The 21,629-nt window shown below is 72.0% G+C and carries 20 protein-coding genes and 1 pseudogene; 15 read left to right on the forward strand and 6 right to left on the reverse strand.

Features of this window, described 5'->3' with window-relative positions; genetic code table 11:
- Positions 1 to 71: 71 nt before the first annotated feature.
- Entirely contained in the window at positions 72 to 1,199 is a 1,128-nt protein-coding gene (locus tag ACZZ0J_RS12080; RefSeq protein WP_463437128.1) for a PP2C family protein-serine/threonine phosphatase, read from the reverse strand.
- Positions 1,196 to 1,972 carry a ThuA domain-containing protein gene (locus tag ACZZ0J_RS12085; RefSeq protein WP_463437130.1) on the reverse strand — a complete coding sequence of 259 codons (777 nt, stop codon included), beginning with the start codon at positions 1,970 to 1,972 and terminating at the stop codon, positions 1,196 to 1,198. Before ACZZ0J_RS12085 ends, ACZZ0J_RS12080 begins: the two co-directional genes overlap by 4 nt.
- A gap of 132 nt (positions 1,973 to 2,104) precedes the next feature.
- Here ACZZ0J_RS12085 and ACZZ0J_RS12090 point away from each other — a divergent pair, with 132 nt between their 5' ends.
- Positions 2,105 to 2,512, forward strand: coding sequence for a DUF3817 domain-containing protein (locus ACZZ0J_RS12090; protein WP_463437132.1), 408 nt, complete (start codon positions 2,105 to 2,107; stop codon positions 2,510 to 2,512).
- Positions 2,513 to 2,790: 278 nt separating this feature from the next.
- Here ACZZ0J_RS12090 and ACZZ0J_RS12095 read toward each other — a convergent pair whose 3' ends face one another.
- Entirely contained in the window at positions 2,791 to 5,001 is a 2,211-nt protein-coding gene (locus ACZZ0J_RS12095) for an NADP-dependent isocitrate dehydrogenase (protein ID WP_463437133.1), read from the reverse strand.
- A 193-nt stretch (positions 5,002 to 5,194) separates the two neighbouring features.
- Here ACZZ0J_RS12095 and ACZZ0J_RS12100 point away from each other — a divergent pair, with 193 nt between their 5' ends.
- Together ACZZ0J_RS12100 and ACZZ0J_RS12105 are read left to right on the forward strand one after the other, a co-directional pair.
- On the forward strand, positions 5,195 to 5,560 hold the full coding sequence (locus ACZZ0J_RS12100; protein ID WP_463437134.1) for a hypothetical protein: 366 nt from the start codon (positions 5,195 to 5,197) through the stop codon (positions 5,558 to 5,560).
- A gap of 27 nt (positions 5,561 to 5,587) precedes the next feature.
- The gene (locus ACZZ0J_RS12105) at positions 5,588 to 7,279 is read left to right on the forward strand and encodes a cation:proton antiporter (RefSeq protein ID WP_463437135.1); all 1,692 of its coding nucleotides are present in this window, start codon (positions 5,588 to 5,590) and stop codon (positions 7,277 to 7,279) included.
- Between the two features lie 33 nt (positions 7,280 to 7,312).
- Here ACZZ0J_RS12105 and ACZZ0J_RS12110 read toward each other — a convergent pair whose 3' ends face one another.
- The gene (locus tag ACZZ0J_RS12110; protein WP_111083592.1) at positions 7,313 to 7,807 is read right to left on the reverse strand and encodes a hypothetical protein; all 495 of its coding nucleotides are present in this window, start codon (positions 7,805 to 7,807) and stop codon (positions 7,313 to 7,315) included.
- 161 nt (positions 7,808 to 7,968) lie between these two features.
- Between ACZZ0J_RS12110 and ACZZ0J_RS12115 the strand changes: the two genes are divergently transcribed.
- From ACZZ0J_RS12115 to pucL, 7 genes and pseudogenes are all read left to right on the forward strand, one after another.
- Positions 7,969 to 9,030 carry a M23 family metallopeptidase gene (locus tag ACZZ0J_RS12115; RefSeq protein WP_463437136.1) on the forward strand — a complete coding sequence of 354 codons (1,062 nt, stop codon included), beginning with the start codon at positions 7,969 to 7,971 and terminating at the stop codon, positions 9,028 to 9,030.
- 153 nt (positions 9,031 to 9,183) lie between these two features.
- Entirely contained in the window at positions 9,184 to 10,443 is a 1,260-nt protein-coding gene (locus tag ACZZ0J_RS12120) for a hemolysin family protein (RefSeq protein WP_463437137.1), read from the forward strand.
- A gap of 114 nt (positions 10,444 to 10,557) precedes the next feature.
- Positions 10,558 to 11,469: a helix-turn-helix transcriptional regulator gene (locus tag ACZZ0J_RS12125; RefSeq protein ID WP_194647283.1), complete on the forward strand. Its 912-nt coding sequence runs from the start codon at positions 10,558 to 10,560 to the stop codon at positions 11,467 to 11,469.
- Between the two features lie 141 nt (positions 11,470 to 11,610).
- Positions 11,611 to 12,288, forward strand: coding sequence for a class I SAM-dependent methyltransferase (locus tag ACZZ0J_RS12130; protein WP_463437138.1), 678 nt, complete (start codon positions 11,611 to 11,613; stop codon positions 12,286 to 12,288).
- 182 nt (positions 12,289 to 12,470) lie between these two features.
- The gene (locus ACZZ0J_RS12135; RefSeq protein WP_463437139.1) at positions 12,471 to 12,953 is read left to right on the forward strand and encodes an FBP domain-containing protein; all 483 of its coding nucleotides are present in this window, start codon (positions 12,471 to 12,473) and stop codon (positions 12,951 to 12,953) included.
- 170 nt (positions 12,954 to 13,123) lie between these two features.
- A pseudogene (gene uraD / locus ACZZ0J_RS12140) lies at positions 13,124 to 13,855 on the forward strand (2-oxo-4-hydroxy-4-carboxy-5-ureidoimidazoline decarboxylase); the annotation flags it as partial.
- A 70-nt stretch (positions 13,856 to 13,925) separates the two neighbouring features.
- Positions 13,926 to 14,843 carry a factor-independent urate hydroxylase gene (pucL, locus tag ACZZ0J_RS12145; protein ID WP_463437140.1) on the forward strand — a complete coding sequence of 306 codons (918 nt, stop codon included), beginning with the start codon at positions 13,926 to 13,928 and terminating at the stop codon, positions 14,841 to 14,843.
- Here pucL and ACZZ0J_RS12150 read toward each other — a convergent pair.
- Together ACZZ0J_RS12150 and ACZZ0J_RS12155 are read right to left on the reverse strand one after the other, a co-directional pair.
- Positions 14,840 to 16,246, reverse strand: coding sequence for a nucleobase:cation symporter-2 family protein (locus ACZZ0J_RS12150; RefSeq protein ID WP_463437141.1), 1,407 nt, complete (start codon positions 16,244 to 16,246; stop codon positions 14,840 to 14,842). The genes pucL and ACZZ0J_RS12150 overlap by 4 nt on opposite strands.
- 177 nt (positions 16,247 to 16,423) lie before the next feature.
- On the reverse strand, positions 16,424 to 17,410 hold the full coding sequence (locus ACZZ0J_RS12155) for an aldo/keto reductase (protein WP_463437142.1): 987 nt from the start codon (positions 17,408 to 17,410) through the stop codon (positions 16,424 to 16,426).
- Positions 17,411 to 17,538: 128 nt separating this feature from the next.
- Between ACZZ0J_RS12155 and ACZZ0J_RS12160 the strand changes: the two genes are divergently transcribed.
- From ACZZ0J_RS12160 to ACZZ0J_RS12180, 5 genes are all read left to right on the forward strand, one after another.
- Positions 17,539 to 18,078, forward strand: coding sequence for an acyl-CoA thioesterase (locus tag ACZZ0J_RS12160; protein WP_463437143.1), 540 nt, complete (start codon positions 17,539 to 17,541; stop codon positions 18,076 to 18,078).
- 59 nt (positions 18,079 to 18,137) lie between these two features.
- A complete protein-coding gene (locus ACZZ0J_RS12165) occupies positions 18,138 to 18,374 on the forward strand; it encodes a hypothetical protein (protein ID WP_148067594.1) in 237 nt (78 codons plus the stop codon).
- Positions 18,371 to 19,921 carry an FAD-binding oxidoreductase gene (locus tag ACZZ0J_RS12170; protein WP_463437144.1) on the forward strand — a complete coding sequence of 517 codons (1,551 nt, stop codon included), beginning with the start codon at positions 18,371 to 18,373 and terminating at the stop codon, positions 19,919 to 19,921. Before ACZZ0J_RS12165 ends, ACZZ0J_RS12170 begins: the two co-directional genes overlap by 4 nt.
- A 128-nt stretch (positions 19,922 to 20,049) precedes the next feature.
- The gene (locus ACZZ0J_RS12175) at positions 20,050 to 20,682 is read left to right on the forward strand and encodes a YdeI/OmpD-associated family protein (protein ID WP_463437145.1); all 633 of its coding nucleotides are present in this window, start codon (positions 20,050 to 20,052) and stop codon (positions 20,680 to 20,682) included.
- Positions 20,683 to 20,691: 9 nt separating this feature from the next.
- Positions 20,692 to 21,573 carry an aldo/keto reductase gene (locus ACZZ0J_RS12180; protein WP_463437146.1) on the forward strand — a complete coding sequence of 294 codons (882 nt, stop codon included), beginning with the start codon at positions 20,692 to 20,694 and terminating at the stop codon, positions 21,571 to 21,573.
- The last annotated feature ends 56 nt before the right edge of the window (positions 21,574 to 21,629 follow it).

A 21,629-nucleotide genomic window follows, 5' to 3' on the forward strand; every position in this document is an offset into this window, starting at 1 on the left:
GGCGGCGCACGACTGCGCGGCAGCGGCGTCGTCAGCGGGCGGTGTTCAGCGCCGCCCGAGCACGACCAGCGTCACGTCGTGGGCTGCACCGGCCGGCACCAGGGCGCGGACCCGTTCGACGACCGCGGCACCGGTCGGCTCGGCAGCGACCAGGGCGGCCAGGTCGTCGAGGTGTCGGATCCCTCGAGCGCCAGGACTCCCTCGGTGCACACCACGAGCCGGTCGCCCGACGCCAGGTCGAGCGTGGCGGGGGACCGCGGCACGGACTCCGGCTGCAGGCCGAGCGGCAGGTCGAGCGAGTGCAGCGCCCGGCTGCTGCCGTCAGCGCGGACGAGCACCGCGAGGCCGTGGCCGGCGTCCCCGAAGTCGACGTGCCCCGACGTCGGGTCGAGCCGCAGGTGGAAGAGCGAACCGACGGCGTCCGCGGCGGACAGGTCGGCGGTGATCTGGGCCTCCAGTCCGCCGATCGCGTCCTGCATGGCGGTTTCGGTGCGTGCGACGACGGCACCGCGGACCGCGGAGGCCAACAGGCCGGACGCGCGTCCGGCCGCCGCGACGCTCCCCATGGTGACGTGCAGTGCACCGTCGGTGGCGAGTCGCCAGTCGGCGACGTCTCCGCCGCCGTCCTCGGTCCGGAGCACCAGGGTGTCGAGGTCGTGTCCGGGGACCTCGACGGGTTCGGGGACCAGGCCCTCGAGCACGCGGGTCACCCGATCGCGGTCGATCGCGTGGCCGAGTTCGCGCTCCGCCCACCGTGCGAGGTCACGCAGCAGGTCGAGGTCGGCCGCCGACAGCTCGCGCGGGGTCGCGTCCATGATGCAGAGCGTGCCGACCCGGGTGCCGTCGAGCATCGACAACGGGGCTCCGGCGTAGAATCGGATGCCTTGCTCGGTGACCGCTGCCAGGTCGCGGAACCGGGGGTCCAGCAGCGCGTCCGGCACCACCATCGGCTCGTTCGTGAGCACCGTCGTCGAGCAGAAGACCTGCTCCGCCGGGGCACTCCCGCCCTGCCGCCACCCCTGCGTCGACTGCGCCGTCACGACGTTGCCGTGCACCAGGTTCAGGAACGTCAGCGGGACCCCGAACGCCTCTTGGGTCATGCGGGTGATGCGGTCGAACCGCTCCTCCGGGCCACTGCCGAGGACACCGAGCGCCTCGACGACGGCGGTCCGGTGCGCGGCGGGGTCCAGCTGGGTCATGCGCCCTGTCTACCCGCACCCTCCGTCAGGAACCAGTCCCGCGGGTGCTGGTCGGCCGTCAACTCGCGTCGCTCGGACACCGGAGCGGCCCACGCCGCCGCGTTCGACAGCACGCGCTGGATGTCCGGGTGGTGGTAGACGGGGTACTCCTGGTCGCCGGGGGAGAAGTAGAAGACCTTCCCCAGACCGCGGCGGTAGGCGACCCCGGACCGGAAGACCTCGCCGCCGGCGAAGGTCGACAGGAAGACCTCTTCGTCGGGGCGCGGGATGTCGAAGTACTCGCCGTACATCTCCTGCCGGTCGATCACGATCGGGTGCGGCACCCCGGCGGCGATCGGGTGCTCCGGCGCGATCGTCCAGACGAGTTCGCGCTCGCCGTCGTTGCGCCACTTCAGCGAGCAGGTGGTGCCCATCAGGCGCTTGAACGGCTTCGAGTAGTGCCCGGAGTGCAGCACCACCAGGCCCATGCCGGCGTGCACCGCGTCGACGACCAGGTCCACCACGGCGTCGCTGACCTCGTCGTGGGCGGCGTGGCCCCACCAGAACAGGACGTCGGTCGTGGCCAGGCGCTCGGCGGTGATGCCGTGGTCGGGCTCCTGCAGCGTGGCGGTGCTCACGGTGGCGTCGGGGTGGTGCTCGCGGAGCGATGCCGCGATCACGGTGTGCATGCCGTCGGGGTAGTGCCCGATGACCGTCGCGTCACCGCGGGTCTCGTGCACGTTCTCGTTCCAGACGACGATGTTCAGGGGACGGTTCTCGGTCGGCACTGACATGGCTCCAACGCTAGCCTCCCCGGGCGTCGAATCGATACGACCACCGGAGTGTCGGGGTTTCCCGGGACGCGTCCGCGACGATGTGGGCATGACTCCCCGCTCCTGTTCCGTGCCGCCGCGGTCGCCGAACTCGTGACCTGGACCATGCTCATCGCCGGGATGGTGCTCAAGTACGGCCTGGACGCCGGCGACTGGGGCGTCCGGATCGGCGGCGGGGTGCACGGCTTCGTGTTCCTGGCCTACCTGGTGGTCACGACCGTCGTCGCGGTCAACCAGCGGTGGTCGTTCGGGGCGCTCGTGCTCGGCTGGGCCAGCGCCGTCGTGCCCTACGCCACGGTCCCGTTCGAGGTCGCGGTCGCCCGCCGAGGCATGCTCGAGGGCCCGTGGCGCCGCTCACCCGACGCGCGCTCGGGTTTCTGGGACCGTCTGCTGTTCTTCGTGGTGCGTCGCCCCGCGGTCGCGGTCGTCATCGGGGTCGTGGCGGTCGCTCTGGTGTTCGTGGTGCTGCTGGCGGCGGGGCCGCCCGTCCCGCGCTCCTGAGCCTCGTTCCGGCTCCGGCGTCGCGGGGTGGTGCCGCCGCGAATTCGCGCCGCCGCGAGGTTCCACGACATGCCGCTCAGGTTCGCCGAGGTTCCGGAGACGGCCCGTTCGCGGGCCGAGATGCCGAGATTTCGGAACCTCACGGGACGCGACAGGGCGGGGACTGGGCGGGGACTGGGCGGGCGGGCGGGGCGGGCGGGCGGGGCGGACGCGCGCCGCGACGGACGGAGGCCCGGTGCCAGCTGGCACCGGGCCTCCCGTCCGTCAGGTGCGTGCGTCTAGAGCGCGGCGAGCGTCGCGTTCAGCGTGGCGGACGGGCGCATGACCGCGCTCGTCTTGGCGTCGTCCGGGCGGTAGTAGCCGCCGATGTCGGCCGGGTGGCCCTGCACGCCGTTCAGCTCCTCGACGATCTGCTGCTCCTGCGCGTCGAGCTTGCCCGCGATCTCGGCGAACGACGCGGCGAGCTCGGTGTCCGTCGTCTGCGCCGCGAGCTCTTCCGCCCAGTACTTGGCCAGGTAGAAGTGGCTGCCGCGGTTGTCGATCGAGCCGAGCTTGCGGCCCGGGGACTTGTCCTGCTCGAGGAAGGTCCCGGTGGCACGGTCGAGCGTCTCACCGAGGATCTTCGCCCGCTCGTTGCCCGTCACGCCGGCGAGGTGCTCGAGGCTGACCGCCAGGGCCAGGAACTCACCGAGGCTGTCCCAGCGCAGGTAGTTCTGCTGCACGAGCTGCTGGACGTGCTTCGGGGCCGAGCCGCCGGCACCGGTCTCGAACAGTCCACCGCCGCCGAGCAGCGGGACGACGGAGAGCATCTTCGCCGAGGTGCCGAGCTCCATGATCGGGAACAGGTCGGTCAGGTAGTCGCGCAGGACGTTGCCCGTGACGGAGATGGTGTCCTCGCCGCGGCGGATGCGCTCGAGCGAGAAGCGCATGGCGTCCTCCGGCGAGAGGATCTCGATCTGCAGGCCCTCGGTGTCGAGCTCGCCCAGGTACTGGCGGACCAGACCGATCAGGTTCGCGTCGTGCGCACGGGTCTCGTCGAGCCAGAACACGGCCGGGGTCTCCGAGGCGCGGGCACGGGTGACGGCGAGCTTGACCCAGTCGCGGATGGCGACGTCCTTGGTCTGGCAGGCGCGCCAGATGTCACCGGGCTCGACGTCGTGCTCGATGACGACGTCGCCGGCGGCGTTCGTCACGCGGACGGCGCCCGCACCGGGGACCTCGAAGGTCTTGTCGTGCGAGCCGTACTCCTCGGCCTTCAGCGCCATGAGCCCGACGTTCGGGACCGAACCCATCGTCGCCGGGTCGAAGGCACCGTTGACGCGGCAGTCGTCGATCACGGTCTGGTAGATGCCGGCGTAGCTCGAGTCCGGGATCACGGCGAGGGTGTCGTGCTCGTCGCCGTCCGGGCCCCACATGTGGCCGGAGGTGCGGATCATCGCGGGCATCGAGGCGTCCACGATGACGTCGCTCGGGACGTGCAGGTTCGTGATGCCCTTGTCCGAGTCGACCATCGCGAGCTCGGGGCCCGCGGCGATGCCGTCGGTGAAGGCCTGCTTGATCTCCGCGCCGTTCGGCAGGGCGTCGAGCCCCGCGAGGATCGAGCCGAGACCGTCGTTCGGGGTGAGCCCGGCGGCTGCGAGGTCGGCACCGAAGCGCTCGAACGCCGACGGGAAGAACGCCTTGATGACGTGGCCGAAGATGATCGGGTCGGAGACCTTCATCATCGTTGCCTTGAGGTGCACGGAGAACAGGATGTCCTCGGCCGCGGCGCGCTGGATCTGGTCCTGCAGGAAGGCCTCGAGCGCTGCGACGTGCAGCACGGTGCCGTCGACGACCTCGCCCTGCACGACCGGGATCGACTGCTTGAGGACCTGGGTCTCGCCACCCTCGGCGACGAACGTGATCGTCAGGACGTCGTCGGCGGGGGCGATCCAGGACTTCTCGTTCGAGCGGAAGTCGTCGACGCCCATCGTGACGACGTTCGTCTTCGAGTCGCCGCTCCACGCACCCATGCGGTGCGGGTGCTTCCGGGCGTAGTTCTTGACGGACAGGGGAGCGCGGCGGTCGGAGTTGCCCTCGCGCAGCACGGGGTTGACCGCGCTGCCCTGGACGCGGCCGTAGCGGGCGCGGGCGTCGCGCTCCTCGTCCGTCTTCGGCTCGTCCGGGTAGTCGGGCAGGTCGTAGCCCTGCGACTGCAGTTCCTTGATCGCGACCTTGAGCTGCGGGATCGACGCCGAGATGTTCGGCAGCTTGATGATGTTCGCCTCGGGGGTCTTCGCGAGCTCACCGAGCTCGGCCAGGGCATCGTCCACGCGCTGCTCGTCGGTGAGCCGCTCCGGGAACTGGGCGATGATCCGGCCGGCGAGCGAGATGTCGCGGGTCTCGACGTCGACACCAGCGGTGCCGGCGAAGGCCTGGATGACCGGGAGGAAGGAGTGGGTGGCGAGGAACGGCGCCTCGTCCGTGAGGGTGTAGATGATCTTGGCCATGCTGGCGGGTACTCCCTTGTTCGACCGTCGGTACGTCCACGCTACTCGTGGTGCGGGATGTCTCGACATCAAGATACATGGTCCGGCCTGCGTCCGGCAGGTACACGGCAGACGTCCTGGATGCGCACTGTCGACTCATAGGAACGCTCGGTGGACTGGTCTTCCGCAGTTCCAGAGCCGCAGGAGGGCGATCATGGCGACGACACGTGCGACACCGGAGGACTTCGGGTGGACCGCGGAGGACCTCCGCTCGGCCTACGCCTCGGACGGCAGCGGTCCGTACCGGTACGCGCCGGACGGCAGCGGGCCGTTCTCGTACGACGACGACGGATCCGGTCCGTGGCTCGTCGGGCCGGAACCCCGCCGCGGACTGGCCCGGTTCGCCCCACGCGACCGCGGTGGACGCTCCCGACTCCGCCGCATCGGCACAGCGGTGAGCGCCGGGGCCCTGGCGCTCGTGCTCGCCGTCGGCAGCGTCGCGGTCGTCGCCCACACCGCCCCTCCGCATCCCTCGGTCCAGGCGGGAGCAGTCCACAGCGCCGGACCCGACCGGACCTGATCGCGCGCACGGTGCCACGCTGGACCGGTGACCGAACTCCTCGTCGTGGGCGTCATCGCCCTGATCGCCATCGCCGGTGCCGCCGTGCTCGGGCCCCGCATCGGGGTCGCGGCACCGCTCGTGCTCGTCGTCGTCGGGATCATCGCGAGCCTGCTGCCGTTCATCCCGGACGCGGAGATCGAGCCGGAGTGGATCCTCGCCGGGGTCCTGCCGCCGCTGTTGTACTCGTCGGCGGTGTCGATGCCGTCGATGAACTTCCGGCGCGAGTTCGGCGCCATCAGTGGCCTGTCGGTCCTGCTCGTCATCGCGTCGAGCCTGGTGCTCGGCCTGTTCTTCGCCTGGGTGGTGCCGGACCTCGGGTTCTGGTGGGGCATCGCCCTCGGTGCGATCGTCAGTCCCACCGACGCCGCCGCCACCTCGATCGTCAAGCAGACCTCGGTGTCGCGCCGGGCGATCTCGATCCTCGACGGCGAATCGCTGCTCAACGACGCCACCGCCCTGGTCCTCCTCCGGACGGCCATCTTCACCGCTGGTGCATCGTTCTCGTTCTGGGGTGCGCTCGGCGACTTCGCCAAGGCCGTCGCCATCGCCGTGGTCATCGGCTGGTTCGTCGGTTGGTTGAACGTGTTCGTCCGCGCCCGGGTGCCGAACGCCGCGGTGAACACGGCACTGTCCTTCGCGGTGCCGTTCGTCGCCGCCCTGCCGACCGAGCACTTCGGTGGGTCCGGGCTCGTGGCCGCGGTCGTCGCCGGACTGTTCACCGGGATCGTCGGGCCGCGCAAGCTCCCGCCGGGGCACCGCCTGTCGGACGCGCAGAACTGGCAGACCATCGAGCTCGTGCTCGAGGGCGCGGTGTTCCTGACGATGGGGCTCGAACTCGCGAGGATCCTCGGCGACGTGCAGCGGGAGCACGCGGGCATCGGTCCGGCGCTGCTCATCGCGGTCGGCGCCCTCGTGCTCACCGTGCTGGTACGGGCCGCGTACGTCGTCCCGCTGCTGTTCGCGCTGTCGGCGGCCGCCAAGCGCGGCGAGCGGATGCAGGAACGCTTCGCCGAGATGCACGCCGGCGACCGCGACGCGATGAGCGAGGTGATCCGCGAGCACCGGCCGGGCAACCGAGCGCCCTCGGAGCGAGAACTCGACCGGTTCACGACGCGCGTCCGCCGCACCCTGGCGGACATCGCGTACTACACGAAGGCGCCACTGGGCTGGCGCGAGGGCACCGCCGTGGTCTGGGCCGGCATGCGCGGGGCGGTGACCGTCGCCGCCGCGCAGACCCTGCCCGAGGGGACGCCGCAACGATCGCTCCTGGTGTTCATCGCGTTCGCGGTGGCCCTGCTCTCGCTCGTGGTCCAGGGCGGCACGATCGGCCCGCTGCTCCGACGGATCGCCGCTCCCGCGCCCGACACATCGGCGCGGGACACCGAGGAGCGCAAGCGGCTGCTCGAGCTCATGCGGACGGCGGCCGAGGACGTCCCCGGGACCCGCGAGTCCGGCCCTCGGGCACGCGAAGAACTCGAGGCAGCCGACCCGGCCGAGCTCCGGGCGTGGATGGGACGCGAGAAGGCGCGACGACTCGCGGTGCTCGAGGCGCAGCGTGCGGCGATCCTCGACGCCCGCGACGACGGTTCCTTCGACGCCGAGGTGCTCGAGTCGATGCTGCAGAACCTCGACGCCGAGCAGATCGCCCTCGAGCTCCGCGGGGCGCCTGCCCGCTGACGACGGCCAGCCGATCAGGCCCGGTCTGGCCGATCAGGTACCGATCGACACCCGGAACACCCGGACGCCGGCGGCCCGGAGTGCTGCGAGCCCGAGCCGCATGCGCATGCTGCGGAACGGCCGCTCGAACCCCGACGGCGCCGATGCGGCGTCGATCTGGTGGAGCACCTCGGACGTCAGGGTGCGCTCGACCTTCGGCGCCAACCGTGTCAGTCCCGAGACCGTCACCACGATCCGGACGGCGTGCGGAACGAGCAGCGGATCGATGAGCTCAGCGGCCGCCTGCGCACGGTGGAACGCGGGGTCGTCACCGGGGCGCCGGATCGCGATGACCGCGAGTTCGGCGTCCCAGGTCTCCTCGGGGTCCGGCAGGTCGTCGACACCGATGACCCGCATGCGTGCGGCGTCGATGCCCGCGCGCACCGCGGCGGCGCGGAGCACGGGCAGGAGTTCCTGGGTGCCGGCGAGCACGACGTCGGCGGTGCCGAGGTCGACCTGCGCGGGCCGCTCTCGCGGCGATCGGGCCATGGTGCGGGTCCTTCCGTCGCTTTCCCACGACGCTACCGATGTCGGACGGCCGGGGGACGTCGGGGCCCCCGGTGATCAGGTGCCTCCCAGCCCCGCGGTAACGAAAAGATCACGGTGGGGCCTGTACAAAGCGACAGAGTCGTGCAGAATGGTGGGCGGCCATGACGACTGCACCCGAACTCGACCAGCACCCGGAGACCCCGGTGGTGCACCTGTCCCGTCGCGCTGCCCTCGAGGCCGAGCGCGCTGCAGCCCGGAAGCCCCAGCGCCGAGCGGACAAGCCGGAGAAGCCGGAGAAGCCCGCCAAGGTCGCGAAGCCCGCCAAGGTCGCGAAGCCCGCCAAGGTCGCGAAGCCGGCCAAGGCCGCGAGCGTGGCGAAGCCCGTCGGCCGCCGCGCCACCGCAGCCCGCGCGACGACCGAGCACGTCGACACCCGCATCACGCGCGTGGTCCGCCGCCCCGCTGCCACCGTGACGAGCGTCGCGACGGCCCCACGGCCCTCCCGGTCCGGTCGTGCCGGACGGATCACCCTGACCAGCGCAGCCGCTGCGATCGCGATGTTCGCCGCCTCGGCGATGCCCGCCCACGCCAGCGCCGGAACCTCGATGGCGACGTCGACCATCGCACCGATCGTGCGCACCCAGGACTACGCGGTCACCCAGGCGGTCACCGCGACCGGGCTCGACCGCGACGGGTTCACCGTCGGCGGCGGCACGACGCGCCGGATCGTCACCACCGGCGGCACGGCTGACACGAGCGGCATCGCCGGCGAAGCCGTCTCGTACGGCGGCGCGGTCCGCTCGCCGTTCCCCGGCCCCGTGCAGATGAGCTCGGGCTTCGGTTACCGCTCGGCACCGTGCGGCGCGTGCTCCTCGCTGCACCAGGGACTCGACTTCACGCCCGGCATGGGCACGGCCATCGGTGCCGTCGCCGCGGGCACCGTCCGGATCTCGGGCACGTACTTCTCGTACGGCAACGCCGTGATCATCGACCACGAGATCGACGGCCGCCAGGTGTCGACGCTCTACGGGCACATGATCCCCGGGTCGTCGCCGCTCAAGGTCGGCGACCAGGTCGAGGCCGGCGAGTTCATCGGGCTCGTCGGGTCCTCCGGCGTCTCGACCGGCGCGCACCTGCACCTCGAGGTCCTGATGGACGGCGTGACCCCGATCGACCCCGAGGCGTGGCTCGAAGCCCGCATCGGCCGCTCGCTGACGACGTAGCCCCCGACACCACCCACCCCGCACGCACCCCGGACGCACAGCAGACGTCGAGCGCTGGTGGGGTGACGTCCCAGCCGCCCTGTGCAGACTCACAGGCATGGACGATCACCACAGACCGCCCGCCCGTCGTCGATCCGAGGAAGCTGCCCGCTGATGGGCGCCGACACCTGGATCGCCTTCGGGCTCGTCATCCTCTTCGTGCTCGTCGGCGGGGTCTTCGCCGCCGCCGAGATCGCACTCGTCTCGCTCCGTGAGTCGCAGCTGCAGCAGCTCGAACGCCGGGGCTCTCGTGGCCTGCGGGTCGCCGAACTCGGGCGTGATCCGAACCGGTTCCTCGCGGCCGTGCAGATCGGTGTGACCGTCGCCGGGTTCTTCTCCGCCGCGTACGGCGCCTCGTCGATCGCGCCCGACATCGCACCCGTGTTCACCGGGCTCGGACTCGGCCAGGGGGCCGCCGAGACGGTGGCCCTCGTGCTGATGACCCTCGTCATCGCCTACCTGTCGCTCGTGTTCGGCGAACTCGTGCCGAAGCGACTCGCCCTGCAGCGGGCCGAGGGCTTCTCGATGCTCGTCGCGCCGACCCTCGACCGCTTCGCGACCCTGATGCGCCCGGTGATCTGGGTGCTGTCGGCCTCGACGAACCTGGTCGTCCGCGCACTCGGTGGCGACCCGAACGCCCGCAGCGAGTCGATGAGCACCGAGGAGCTCCGCGGCCTCGTCGACGAGCACACCGGCGTCGACGAGCAGGGCCGCCGGATCGCCCGGAGTGCGCTGGACGCCGGTGACCGGATCCTGCGCGAGTCGATGCGCCCCTGGTACGACGTGTCCACGATCGACGCCGCGCTGACCATCGCCGAGGCCACCGACCACGCGATCGAGGTCGGGCACACCCGGTACCTCGTGACCTCCGGCGGACGCGACGAGGTCGACGGCTTCGTGCACCTCCGCGACCTGCTCCGTCCGAGCGACCCGTCCGCGCCGGTGTCGACCCTGGTGCGCCCGGTGCTCGCACTGCCGGAGACGAAGTCGCTGTCGAGCGCGATCGCGGACATGCGGACCGACGGGCACCAGATCGCCCTGGTCGTGGACGAGTACGGCGGCAGCGCGGGCATGGTCACGCTCGAGGCGCTGCTCGAGGACCTCGTCGGCCGCATCCGCGATGAGTACGACGAACCCACCGCCGAGCACGACGGCGTCGATGGGTCCACGGTGCTCGAGGACCTCGTCGCCGACGGCGGTCCCGCGCTGCCCGACGGCGACTACGAGACCGTCGGCGGCCTCGTCCAGGTCCACCTGGACCGCGTGCCGGAGGTCGGCGACGTCGTCGCCGCCGGCGGGCACCGCCTCGAGGTGACCGCCATGGACGGTCACCGCGTGGCGCGCGTGCGGATCACGGCCGACGTCACGCTCTGAACTCCGCGCAGCTGACCTGGAGGCCCGTGGCGGCGCCGCCACGGGCCTCCCGTCCGCCCGGCGGGTACCGCCAGTGCCTGCCGGACGGACAGCGCCGCCACGTACGCTCTCCCCATGGGTATCGACGTGCGCAACGAGATCCGCGACTTCCTGTCCTCCCGGCGAGCGCGGCTCACCCCCGAGCAGGTCGGCATGCCGTCGTTCGGTGGCGGGGTCCGACGCGTCCCCGGGCTGCGGCGGCACGAGGTCGCGATGCTCGCCGGCGTGAGCGTCGACTACTACACGCGCCTCGAGCGTGGATCGCTCAAGGGCGTCTCGGACAGCGTGCTCGAGGGCCTCGCGAGCGCCCTGCAGCTCGACGAGGACGAGCGCGTCCACCTGTGGGACCTCACGCGACTGGCGAACTCCGGCGTCAAGACGATGCACCGCACCGTCCCCACCCGGGTCCGCCCCGGCGTCCAGCGCCTGCTCGACGCCATCACCGGCGCGCCGGCCTGGGTGCGGAACGAACGCGGTGACGTGGTCGCGACGAACGAACTCGGTCGCGCGCTGTACTCGCCGATGTTCGCCGGCCCGGGGCGCCCCGTGAACACCGCACGCTTCACGTTCCTCGACCCCGCGGCCCGAGACTTCTTCCCGGACTGGGCGCAGACCGCGAAGGACGCCGTCGCCGTGCTCCGGGCAGCCGCGGTGTCGAACCCGTGCGAGCCCGGACTCATCACCCTGGTCGGCGAGCTCTCCACGCGCAGCGAGGAGTTCCGTGGTTGGTGGGCCGCGCACGACGTCCGACTGCAGCGCGCCGGCGGGAAGCGCATCGACCACCCGATCGTCGGCGAGCTCCGGTTGTCGTACGAGGCGCTCGACCTGGTCGCCGACCCCGGCCTGACGTTGTTCACGTACTCGGCCGAGCCGGGCAGCGAGTCCGAGCGGTCGCTGGCCCTGCTCGGCACCTGGGCCGCGACGGAACGGTCCGAGCAGTACGCGGCCCTGCGCGCGGCGGAGCCCGAGTCCGAGTCGGTCGACTGAACCACTGGTCGGCCCGGTGCGCGGTTCGTAGGCTGGGGACGTGAGGACGACGGACGGATCAGCGGGGACGCGGACTACGCCCGCATCGGGCAGGACTACCGGCAGTACCGGCGCCCCGAACCGACGTTCGCCCGCGCGATCGTGAAGGCCCTCGGCGACGCCCGCACGGTCCTGAACGTGGGAGCCGGTGCCGGGTCCTACGAGCCGACCGACCGACAGGTCACGGCCGTCGAACCCTCGGCGTCGATGCGCGCCCAACGACCGGACACCCTGTCGACGGCGATCGACGCCACCGCCGAGGGCCTGCCCTTCGACGACGACACGTTCGACGCCGCGATGACGACGTTCTCGGTGCACCAGTGGGGCGACCTCGAGCTCGGGCTGGCCGAGCTGCGCCGGGTGACCCGGGGCCCGATCGTGATCCTGACGTGCGACCCGGCCCGCATCGAGGACTTCTGGCTCGCCGAGTACGCACCCGAGGTGATGGCGACCGAGGCCCGGCGCTACCCGGCGCTCGACCGCATCACCGCCGCACTGGGCGACGACACCGTCACGAGCACCCCGCTGCCGATCCCGTTCACCTGCGTCGACGGCTTCTCCGAGGCGTACTACGCCCGGCCGGAGCGCCTGCTCGACCCGGGCGCCCGGAAGGCGAACTCGGCGTGGAGCTTCGTCGACGAGCTCACCGCACGGCGATCGGTGGCCGCCCTCCGTACCGCGCTCGACTCCGGCGAGTGGGACCGGCGGCACGGGGCGCTGCGGATCCGGCCGACCTACGATGGCGCCCTCGTCCTGGTGACGGCCGTCCCCGCCGCTTGACACGTCGACGTAGGCTGTTGGGGTGAGCTTCCAGGAGGTGGTCGGCGCCCGGAGCGCCGGCATCAGGGCGTGAGGCCCCCGGTCGTGCCTGCAGGCACGGCCGCCCTCGTCGAACCCTGACCTCCTCCCGCCCGGTGCGGTGTGCGTCCGCACGCCCCGGGCCCGCTCGAAAGCGATGCACCATGCTCCCCATCACGGAGAAGACCCTCCGCACGTCCTTCGTCAACGCCTCCCGCAAGGAGACGACCGACATCACGCTGCCCGCCGACTTCGGGACGATCGACTGGGACGCCCTCGACTTCCTGGGCTGGCGCGACCCGAAGATCGGTCGGCGTGCGTACGCCGTCGTGCCGACGCTCGAGGGAACGCTCGTCGGCATCGTGTTCCGGCAGGCCGAGGCCTCGTCGCGCTCGCGGGCCCAGTGCTCGTGGTGCCAGGACGTCAAGCTGCCGAACGACGTCGTGTTCTACAGCGCGAAGCGGTCCGGCAAGGCGGGACGGAACGGCGACACCGTCGGCACGCTCGTCTGCCAGGACTTCCAGTGCTCGCGGAACGTCCGGAAGCTGCCGCCGCCCGCCTACGAGGGCTACGACGTCGAGGCCGCGCGCCTGCGGCGCATCGAGGACCTGCAGCTGCGCGCAGCGTCCTTCGCCACGGAGGTCTGAGCCGCCGGCGTCTCGCGTCCGCAACGCGACGGACGACGGACGGGAGGCGCGGGGTGGGGCCGCCACGGGCCTCCCGTCCGGCAGACGCGACCGTTTCAGGGCCGCGGGTCGCGTTGCGGGGGAAATCCTCCGGTAACGCGGGTGAAACGGACGTTCCATAGCCTCGGCACATGGACCTCGGCGACCTCGACGACGCGACCGCCTCCGACGCCGCCGCGGTGATCCGGAGATGGGCCGACGTGCCCGCGTGGGTCGACGCCCTGGTGGCCGCGCGCCCGTTCGGCACGGTGTCGGCGCTGCTCGACCGAGCGCGAGTCGAGTCGGCGTCGTGGGGTGCGCCGGAGCTCGACCACGCCCTGGCGCAGCACCCGCGGATCGGGGAGCGGACGACCGATGCCTCATCGGCCCGCGAACAGTCGTCGATGCGCAGCGCCGCCGACGCGGTGGCCGGCCGGATCGCCGACGGCAACGCCGCGTACGAACAGCGGTTCGGGCGGGTGTTCCTGGTGCGGGCCGCCGGTCGGACCCCCGAGGAGCTGCTGGCCGAGCTCGACCGGCGCCTCGCGGGCGACCCGGTGGTCGAGACGCGCGAGGCCGCCGCTGCCCTGTCCGACATCGCCCTGCACCGCATCCGTGCGACCTTCGCCGTGCCGCACCTGACCACGCACGTGCTCGACGCCACCACCGGCACCCCGGCGGTCGGCGTCGGCCTGATCCTCAGCACCGTCGACGGTGACGTCGTCGCGACCGGCTCGACCGACGCCGACGGCCGCGCCGCGCTCGGCCCCGACGTGCTCGAGCGCATCGACCACGTGCTGCGCTTCGACACCGGCCCGTACTTCGCCGCCGCCGGGGTGCTGACCTTCCACCCGTTCGTGACCGTGGCGTTCCGCGTCACGGGCACCGAGCACCTGCACGTCCCGCTGCTGTTGAGCCCCTTCGCCTACAGCACCTACCGAGGAGTTGACCGCCATGTCGGAGACCACCGTCCACCTGGGGCCGAACAAGTACGGCAAGGCCGAGAACCGCCTGGTGCGGGTGACCCGGCACGGCGACCGGCACGAGCTCGCCGACCTGACCGTGACGTCGCAGCTCATCGGCGAGGCGTTCGCCGGGTCGTTCACCAGCGGCGACAACTCCCGGATCGTCGCGACGGACACCCAGAAGAACACCGTGTTCGCCCTGGCGAAGGAGCACGGCGTCGGCGCCCCGGAGGACTTCCTCGCGCTGCTCGCCGACCAGTTCACGAGTGAGTTCGACTGGGTCGAGGGCGGGCTCTGGCAGGCCGAGGTGCACCCGTGGGAACGCATCACGGTCGACGGGCAGCCGCACGACCACTCGTTCCGCCGCACCGGCACCGGGACCCGTCTGGCGACGGTGCACGTCGAGGGCGGCGAGCGCCACGTCACCGGCGGTGTGAAGGACCTGGTCGTCCTGAAGTCGACCGGGTCCGAGTTCCACGGGTTCCCGCGGTCGCGGTTCACGACCCTGCCGGAGACGACGGACCGGATCATGGCGACCGAGGTCACGGCGCGGTGGCGGTACCTGCCGTCCGCCGTCGCAGCGGGGATCGACTACGACGCCCTGTACGACGAGGTCGTCGCCGTGATGCTCGAGCAGTTCGCCACGGTGCACTCGCTCGCTCTGCAGCAGACGCTGTGGGAGATGGGGCGGGCGGCGATCGAACTGCGGCCCGAGCTCGCCGAGGTGCGGTTCGCGATGCCGAACAAGCACCACTTCGTCGTGGACCTGTCGCCGTTCGACCTGACGAACGAGAACGAGGTGTTCATCGCGGCCGACCGTCCCTACGGGCTGATCGAGGGGACGGTCGTCCGCGACGGCGTGGCCGAGGCGCCCCGTGCGTGGGAGCACCTGCCCGCCTTCGTCTAGGCCGAGGGCTCCTCGCGCGGCAGCGCGATCGGAGCCGTCGACCGCACCCCGTCGTACGAACCGACCGCCGGGTCCTCGCCGTACCGCTCGGCCACGGCGCGCGAGCCGAGCAGCAGGTTGAGCAGGATCGCCGCGACGGCGCCGGCCGAGATCCCCGAGTCGAAGACCAGCGTGAACCACGTCGGGAACTGCCCGTAGATCTCCGGGGCGACGGTCGGCAGCAGCGCGATGCCGAGCGGCAGCGCCACGACGAGCACGTTCCGGTTGTCGAACCGCACCTTCGACAGCGTCCTGATGCCCGACGCCGCGACCATGCCGAACAGGGCGACACCGGCACCGCCGAGCACCGCGTGCGGGATCGCCTCGACCACCGCGGCCACCTTCGGCACCAGACCGAGCACCACGAGGATGCCGCCGGCCGCCGTCGCCACGTACCGGGAGCGCACGCCGGTCAGTGCGACGAGCCCGACGTTCTGCGCGAACGCCGTGTACGGGAACGTGTTGAACACCCCGCCGACGACGGTGCCGAGTCCGTCCGCGCGCAGACCGTCGGCGAGCGTGCGCTTCGACACCGGGCGGCCGGTGACCTCGCCGACCGCGATCATGTCGCCGGTGGTCTCGGTCATGATCACGAGCCCGACGACGAGCATCGACACGATCGAGGCGAGGTCGAACGTCGGCAGCCCGAAGTGGAACGGCGTGACGAAGGCGAACCAGCCCGCGTCGCCGATGCCCGACCCGTCGACCATGCCGGGGACGAACAGCGCCACGACCGTGCCGAGCAGCAGCCCGAACAGCACCGACACCCGGGCGAGCCCCCGCGGCGCGAACCGTTCGACCAGGACGATCGCGAGCAGCACCCCGGCGGCGAACGCGACGTCGAGCGGGTCGGCAGCACCGTCCTTCCCGCCGTCGGTGACCCAGCCGGCGGCGACGCTCATGAGCGACAGGCCGATGATGAGGATGACCGTGCCGGTGACGATCGGGGGGAACAAGCGGACGAGCTGCGCGAACCACGGTGCGACGACCACCATGAAGACGCCGCACGCGATCGTCGCCCCGTACACGGCGGTGATGCCGTGCTCGGTGCCGATCGCGATCATCGGGCCGACGGCGGCGAACGTGACGCCCTGCACGAGCGGCAGCCGGACCCCGAACCGCCAGAAGCCGACGGACTGCACGATCGTGGCGAGGCCCGCGACGAACAGGTCGGCGCTGATGAGGAACGCCAGGTCGGCGCTGTCGAAGCCGAGGGCCCCGCCGACGATGAGCGGCACGGCGATCGCGCCCGCGTACATCGCGAGCACGTGCTGCAGGCCGAGCGGCAGGAGCCTGGCGAGCGGTGGGACGGAGTCGACACCGTCCTCGGTCGGTGTCGCGCGCGGTGTCTTCGTGGTCGTCATGGCGTCCCCTTCGAGCGGTGGTTTCCCTGTGCTCCGGACGCTATGCAGCCCGTGTTTCCCCGGGATGACGGGCGTGGGTCGCGTCGGTCACCGGACCAGCGCCCGAAACGCACGCCGAGACGGCCGGGAGGTCCGTGGCGGAGCCGCCACGGGCCTCCCGGCCGTCATCCGGTTGCGTCAGCGACCGATGGTCGACATGTCGGGGTAGCGGTCGCCGGTCGGGACCGGGAGCGCCGACAGGCGCGCGACCTGGTCCGCGGTGAGGGTCAGGTCGGCGGCACCGACGTTCTCCTCGAGCCGCGACACGCGCTTCGTGCCCGGGATCGGCACGACGTCGTCGCCCTGGGCGAGCAGCCAGGCGAGGGAGACCTGAGCCGGGGTCGCGTCGGCCTCGGTCGCGATCGCCTTGACGGCGTCGACGATGCGCATGTTCTGCGCGAACGCCTCTTCCTGGAAGCGCGGGTTCGCCAGGCGGAAGTCGTCGGAGTCCAGGTCGGACGGCTTCGTGATCGCACCGGTCAGGAACCCGCGGCCGAGCGGCGAGTACGGCACCAGTCCGATGCCGAGCTCGCGAAGGGTGTCGAGCACCGCACCCTCGGGGTCGCGCGTCCACAGCGAGTACTCGCTCTGCAGGGCGGTGATCGGGTGGACCGCGTGGGCCTTCCGGATCGTCTCGGGTCCGGCCTCGGACAGGCCGATGTGCCGGATCTTGCCCTCCTGCACGAAGCCCGCGAGCTGCCCGATGACGTCCTCGATCGGGACGGCCGGGTCGACGCGGTGCTGGTAGTACAGGTCGATGTGGTCGGTGCCGAGGCGCCGCAGGGACCCCTCGAGGGCCTCGCGCACGGACTCCGGTGCGGAGCTGATGCCGCGGCCGGTGGCGGGCGTCTCCTCACCGGCGGTGTGGGTGATGAGGCCGAACTTCGTCGCGATCACGACGTCGTCGCGGCGGTCGGCGAGGGCCCGGCGGAGCAGGTCCTCGTTCGTGTAGGGGCCGTACGCCTCGGCCGTGTCGAACAGGGTGACGCCGAGGTCGATCGCGCGGTGGATGGTGCGGATCGACTCCGCGTCGTCGGTGCCGGCGCCCGTGTAGAAGGCGCTCATGCCCATGGTGCCGAGGCCGACGGGTCCGACCTCGAGGTCTGCGAGCTTGCGTGTCTGCATGGTGCAGGTCTACTCCGGGTGCGCCGCTCGGAGGAAGGCACTGCCTGTGCCGGTCAGACACGGGCACCGTTCGTGTGGATCCTCCAAGGTCCACGCGGGGCAGCGCGCGCTTCTGGTGTGATCGGGGCGTGAACCTGTACTTCCGGCTGTTCCTGTTGCGCCTGCGTGTCCGGCTCCGCCCGACGACGGGTGGACGGCGGCCGTCGCTCTGGGACGAGGCACGCACACCGTTCCGCGTGACCCTGACCGACCTCGACCCGCTACGGCACGTCAACAGCGGGAAGTACCTGTCGATGCTCGACCTCGGGCGGCTCGACCTGATGCTGCGGTCGGGGTTCTGGGGCGCGATCGCGGAGCGCGGCTGGTACCCGGTCGTCTCGGCGCAGACCATCACGTACAAGCGGTCCCTGACGCTCGGGCAGCGGTTCGAGCTCGTGACCCGGGTGCTCGGCGTCGACGACCGGGCCGTGTACCTGGAGCAGACCTTCGTCCGTCGCGGAGCCGTCGTCGCCCGTGCCGTCGTCCAGGCGCGGTTCCTGCGCCGCGCCGGCGGGACGGTCCCGATGGCGGACCTGCTCGACGCCGTGGGCGGAGCACCGGCCGACCGTGAACTGCCCGCGTGGGTGCACGGGTGGGCTGGCGCCGTGCGGATCAGCAGCGCGGCGTAGACACGGCGGCGGTACGCTCGGAGGACGGGGTGGACGCCCCGGGACGGAAGGGGAACGTCGTGGTCGTCGTGTGGATCGTCATCGGAGTGGTCGTGGCCATCGCCGCGCTGCTCACCGTGCTCGAGGTGCAGAACCGCCGTCGTGCGAAGCTCCTCGCCCACCTCGAACCCGTCGACCCGACCCTCGGAGCCCGATCCCTCGCCGACGCCGAAGCGGCGCACTCGATGACCGAGGGCCTCGCGAAGTCCGCACACCCCGGCATCACCGGTGCCGGCGGCGGACTCGCCGGATCGTGACGCACCGCCCGACCAGGCGGATCCTGCTCGCCGGGGGCGTCGGACTCGGGCTCGCCGGGGTCCTGGCAGCGTGCAGCCGGCCGAGCCCCGCTCCGTCGGGCTCGCCGCGACCGACCTCCAGCGGCTCCGCACAGCCGACGAGGACGCCTTCGAGCACGCCGACGCCCGGCGGCCCCGACTCGTGGGACGCCCTCGCCGCCGCCGTCTCGGGCACGGTGCTCCGGTCCGGGTCGAACGGCTGGGACAGCGCACGCGTGCTCGAGAACCCGCGCTACGACGACGCCGACCCACAGGGCATCCTGCGCGTCGCCGGGGCTCCGGACGTGCAGGCCGGTCTCGCGTTCGCGCGGAACACCCGCACCCCCGTCGCACTGCGCGCGGGCGGGCACTCGTACACGGGCTGGTCGGCCGGCGGCGCACCCGGGACCGACGTCCCGCGGTCCCTCGTGATCAGCACGCAGGACCTCGACGGCATCGAACTGCACGACGACGACACCGTCACGATCGGCCCGGGTGCGCAGCTCGGGGACGTCTACGCCGCGCTGGCGAAGGCCGGACGGGCGATCGGCGCCGGCTCCTGTCCGACCGTCGGCATCGGCGGGCTCACCCTCGGTGGTGGGGTCGGCGTGCTCGTCCGCTCGTTCGGGCTGACCTGCGACCAGCTGACCGGCGTCACGCTCGTCACTCCGGACGGCGCCGTGCACGAGGTCTCGACATCACGTGAACCCGACTTGTTCTGGGCCTGCCGCGGTGGGGGCGGTGGAACCGTCGGCGTCGTGACCGCGCTGACGTACCGGACGCAGGCCGCGCCTCCCGTCCTGCTCTTCAGCATCACGTTCGCGTGGTCGGCCGCCGCTGCCGTGGTGCGCGCCTGGCAGGACTGGGCGCCCACCGCCGACCCGAAGCTGTGGTCGACGCTCAAGCTGCTGAACGGCAGTCGGCACTCCGCCCCGACGGTCACCGTGACCGGCGTGTGGACCGGATCGAAGACCGGCGCCGACACCTCCGTCGACGGTTTCATCGCCGCCACCGGTGCGAAGCCCCTCGCCCACACCGGGCGGGTGCTCACCTACGGCGCCGCGATGTCCGCGCTGGCGGGGAAGCCGCAGCGGGTGTCCGAGGCAGCGACGTCGTCGATCGGATCGGCGAAGCTCACCGACGCGCAGATCGACGCGCTCGTCGCCCAGGCGGCTGCAGCGGGCGACGTCGACGGCAACCTCGAGGGCGGGGTCGCGCTCGATGCCCTCGGCGGCGTCGTGGCGGACGTCGGCCGGACCGACTCGGCGTTCCCGTGGCGGTCCGCGCTCATGACCGTGCAGTACACGGCGGTCTTCGCCGACGGCGCGGACCCTGCACCGTTCGACGCGTACGTGCGGGGGTTCCGACGGGCCATGCGGCCGGCGTGGGGCGACGCGGCGTACGCGAACTACTGCGACGCGGCCATCACGGACCCGTCGGCGTACTTCGGGGACAACACCTCGCGCCTGCACCGCATCGCCGAACAGGCGGACCCGACGGGCGTGCTCGACCAGCCGAACTGGGTCTGAGCACCCACGAGTCTCGGCCCGACGCACGCGAGTCTCGGTGTGAGCGACAGTTCTCGCGGCGCGCACCGCGAGAACTGTCGCCCACGCCGAGTCTCGGGCAGGAGCCGGGGCCGACCTACGATGACCGCATGGACATCGTCGACCTGGTGCTGCCGGACGTCGCTGCCTGGCGCGCCTGGCTCGACGAGCACGAGGGCGACGCCGACGGGGTGTGGCTCGTGCTCGCGAAGAAGGGCGTCACCGAGCCGACGACCCTGACCTACGACACCGCCCTCGACGAGGCACTGTGCTCGGGCTGGATCGACGGGCAGCGGCGTGGGCGGGACGACACGACCTACCGCCAGCGGTTCACACCCCGCCGGAAGGCGTCACTCTGGTCGCAGCGCAACCTCGGACTCGTCGCGACGCTCATCGCCGACGGCCGGATGCGGGACCGAGGCCAGGCCGAGATCGACCGGGCGAAGGGCGACGGCCGGTGGGACCGCGCGTACGCCGGGCCGGCGACCGCCACCGTCCCCGAGGACCTGCAGGCCGCGCTCGACGCCTCACCCGCGGCAGCCGCCCTGTTCGCCGAGCTCGACGCGACGAACCGGTACGCCGTGCTGCACCGGATCACGACTGCGCCGAGTGCGACCTCGCGGACCAACCGGCTGACGAAGCTCGTCGCCGGGCTGGAACGTGGCGAGACGCCGTACCCGCGTCCGGACCGGTCGGAGGGCCGGGGGACACCGACTCAGGGACCGGCAACACCTCCGGCGTAGACCGGGGACATGACCACTGGCACCGACACCACGAACCGTCCGGCCGCCGCCTCCGGCACCTTCCGCATCGGGGGCGACCTCGAGGTCCACCGCCTCGGCTACGGCACCATGCAGCTCACCGGCCCCGGAGTCTGGGGGCCGCCGAAGGACCACGATGAGGCCGTCCGCGTCCTCAAGCGCGCCGTCGAGCTCGGCGTGGACTTCTTCGACACCGCCGACTCGTACGGCCCCTACGTCGCCGAGGAGCTGCTGCACGAGGCGCTCCACCCCTACGGCGACGACGTCGTCATCGCGACGAAGGCCGGACTCACCCGGACCGGCCCGAACGAGTGGCCGCCGGTCGGCCGCCCGGAGTACCTGCGACAGGAGGCCGAGATGAGCCTCCGCCGCCTGGGCCTCGAGCGCATCGACCTGTTCCAGCTGCACCGCATCGACCCGAAGGTCCCGCTCGAGGACCAGGTCGGCGAGCTGAAGAAGCTGCAGGACGAGGGCAAGATCCGGCACATCGGCCTGTCCGAGGTGTCGGTCGACGACGTCAAGGCGGCCCAGGAGATCGCGACGATCGTCTCCGTCCAGAACCTGTACAACCTGCAGAAGCGCGACGCCGAGGAGCTCCTCGACTGGTCGACCGAGCAGGGCATCGCGTTCATCCCGTGGTTCCCGCTCGCGACCGGCGGGCTGACCGGCGAGGACTCCCCGCTCACCGAGATCGCCGAGCGGAAGGGTGCTTCCCCGGCGCAGCTCGCCCTCGCGTGGCTGCTCAAGCGCTCGCCCGTCGTGCTCCCGATCCCCGGCACCTCGAGCGTCTCGCACCTGGAGGACAACCTGCAGGGCGCGACCATCGAGCTCACCGACGACGAGTTCGAGGAGCTGTCGAAGCTGGGTTCCTGACCCTTCGGTCGCGGACGCGACCGAACGGCGGACGGGAGGCACGGTGCCAGCTGGCA

The sequence above is a fragment of the Curtobacterium sp. AC272 genome, from assembly GCF_979258155.1.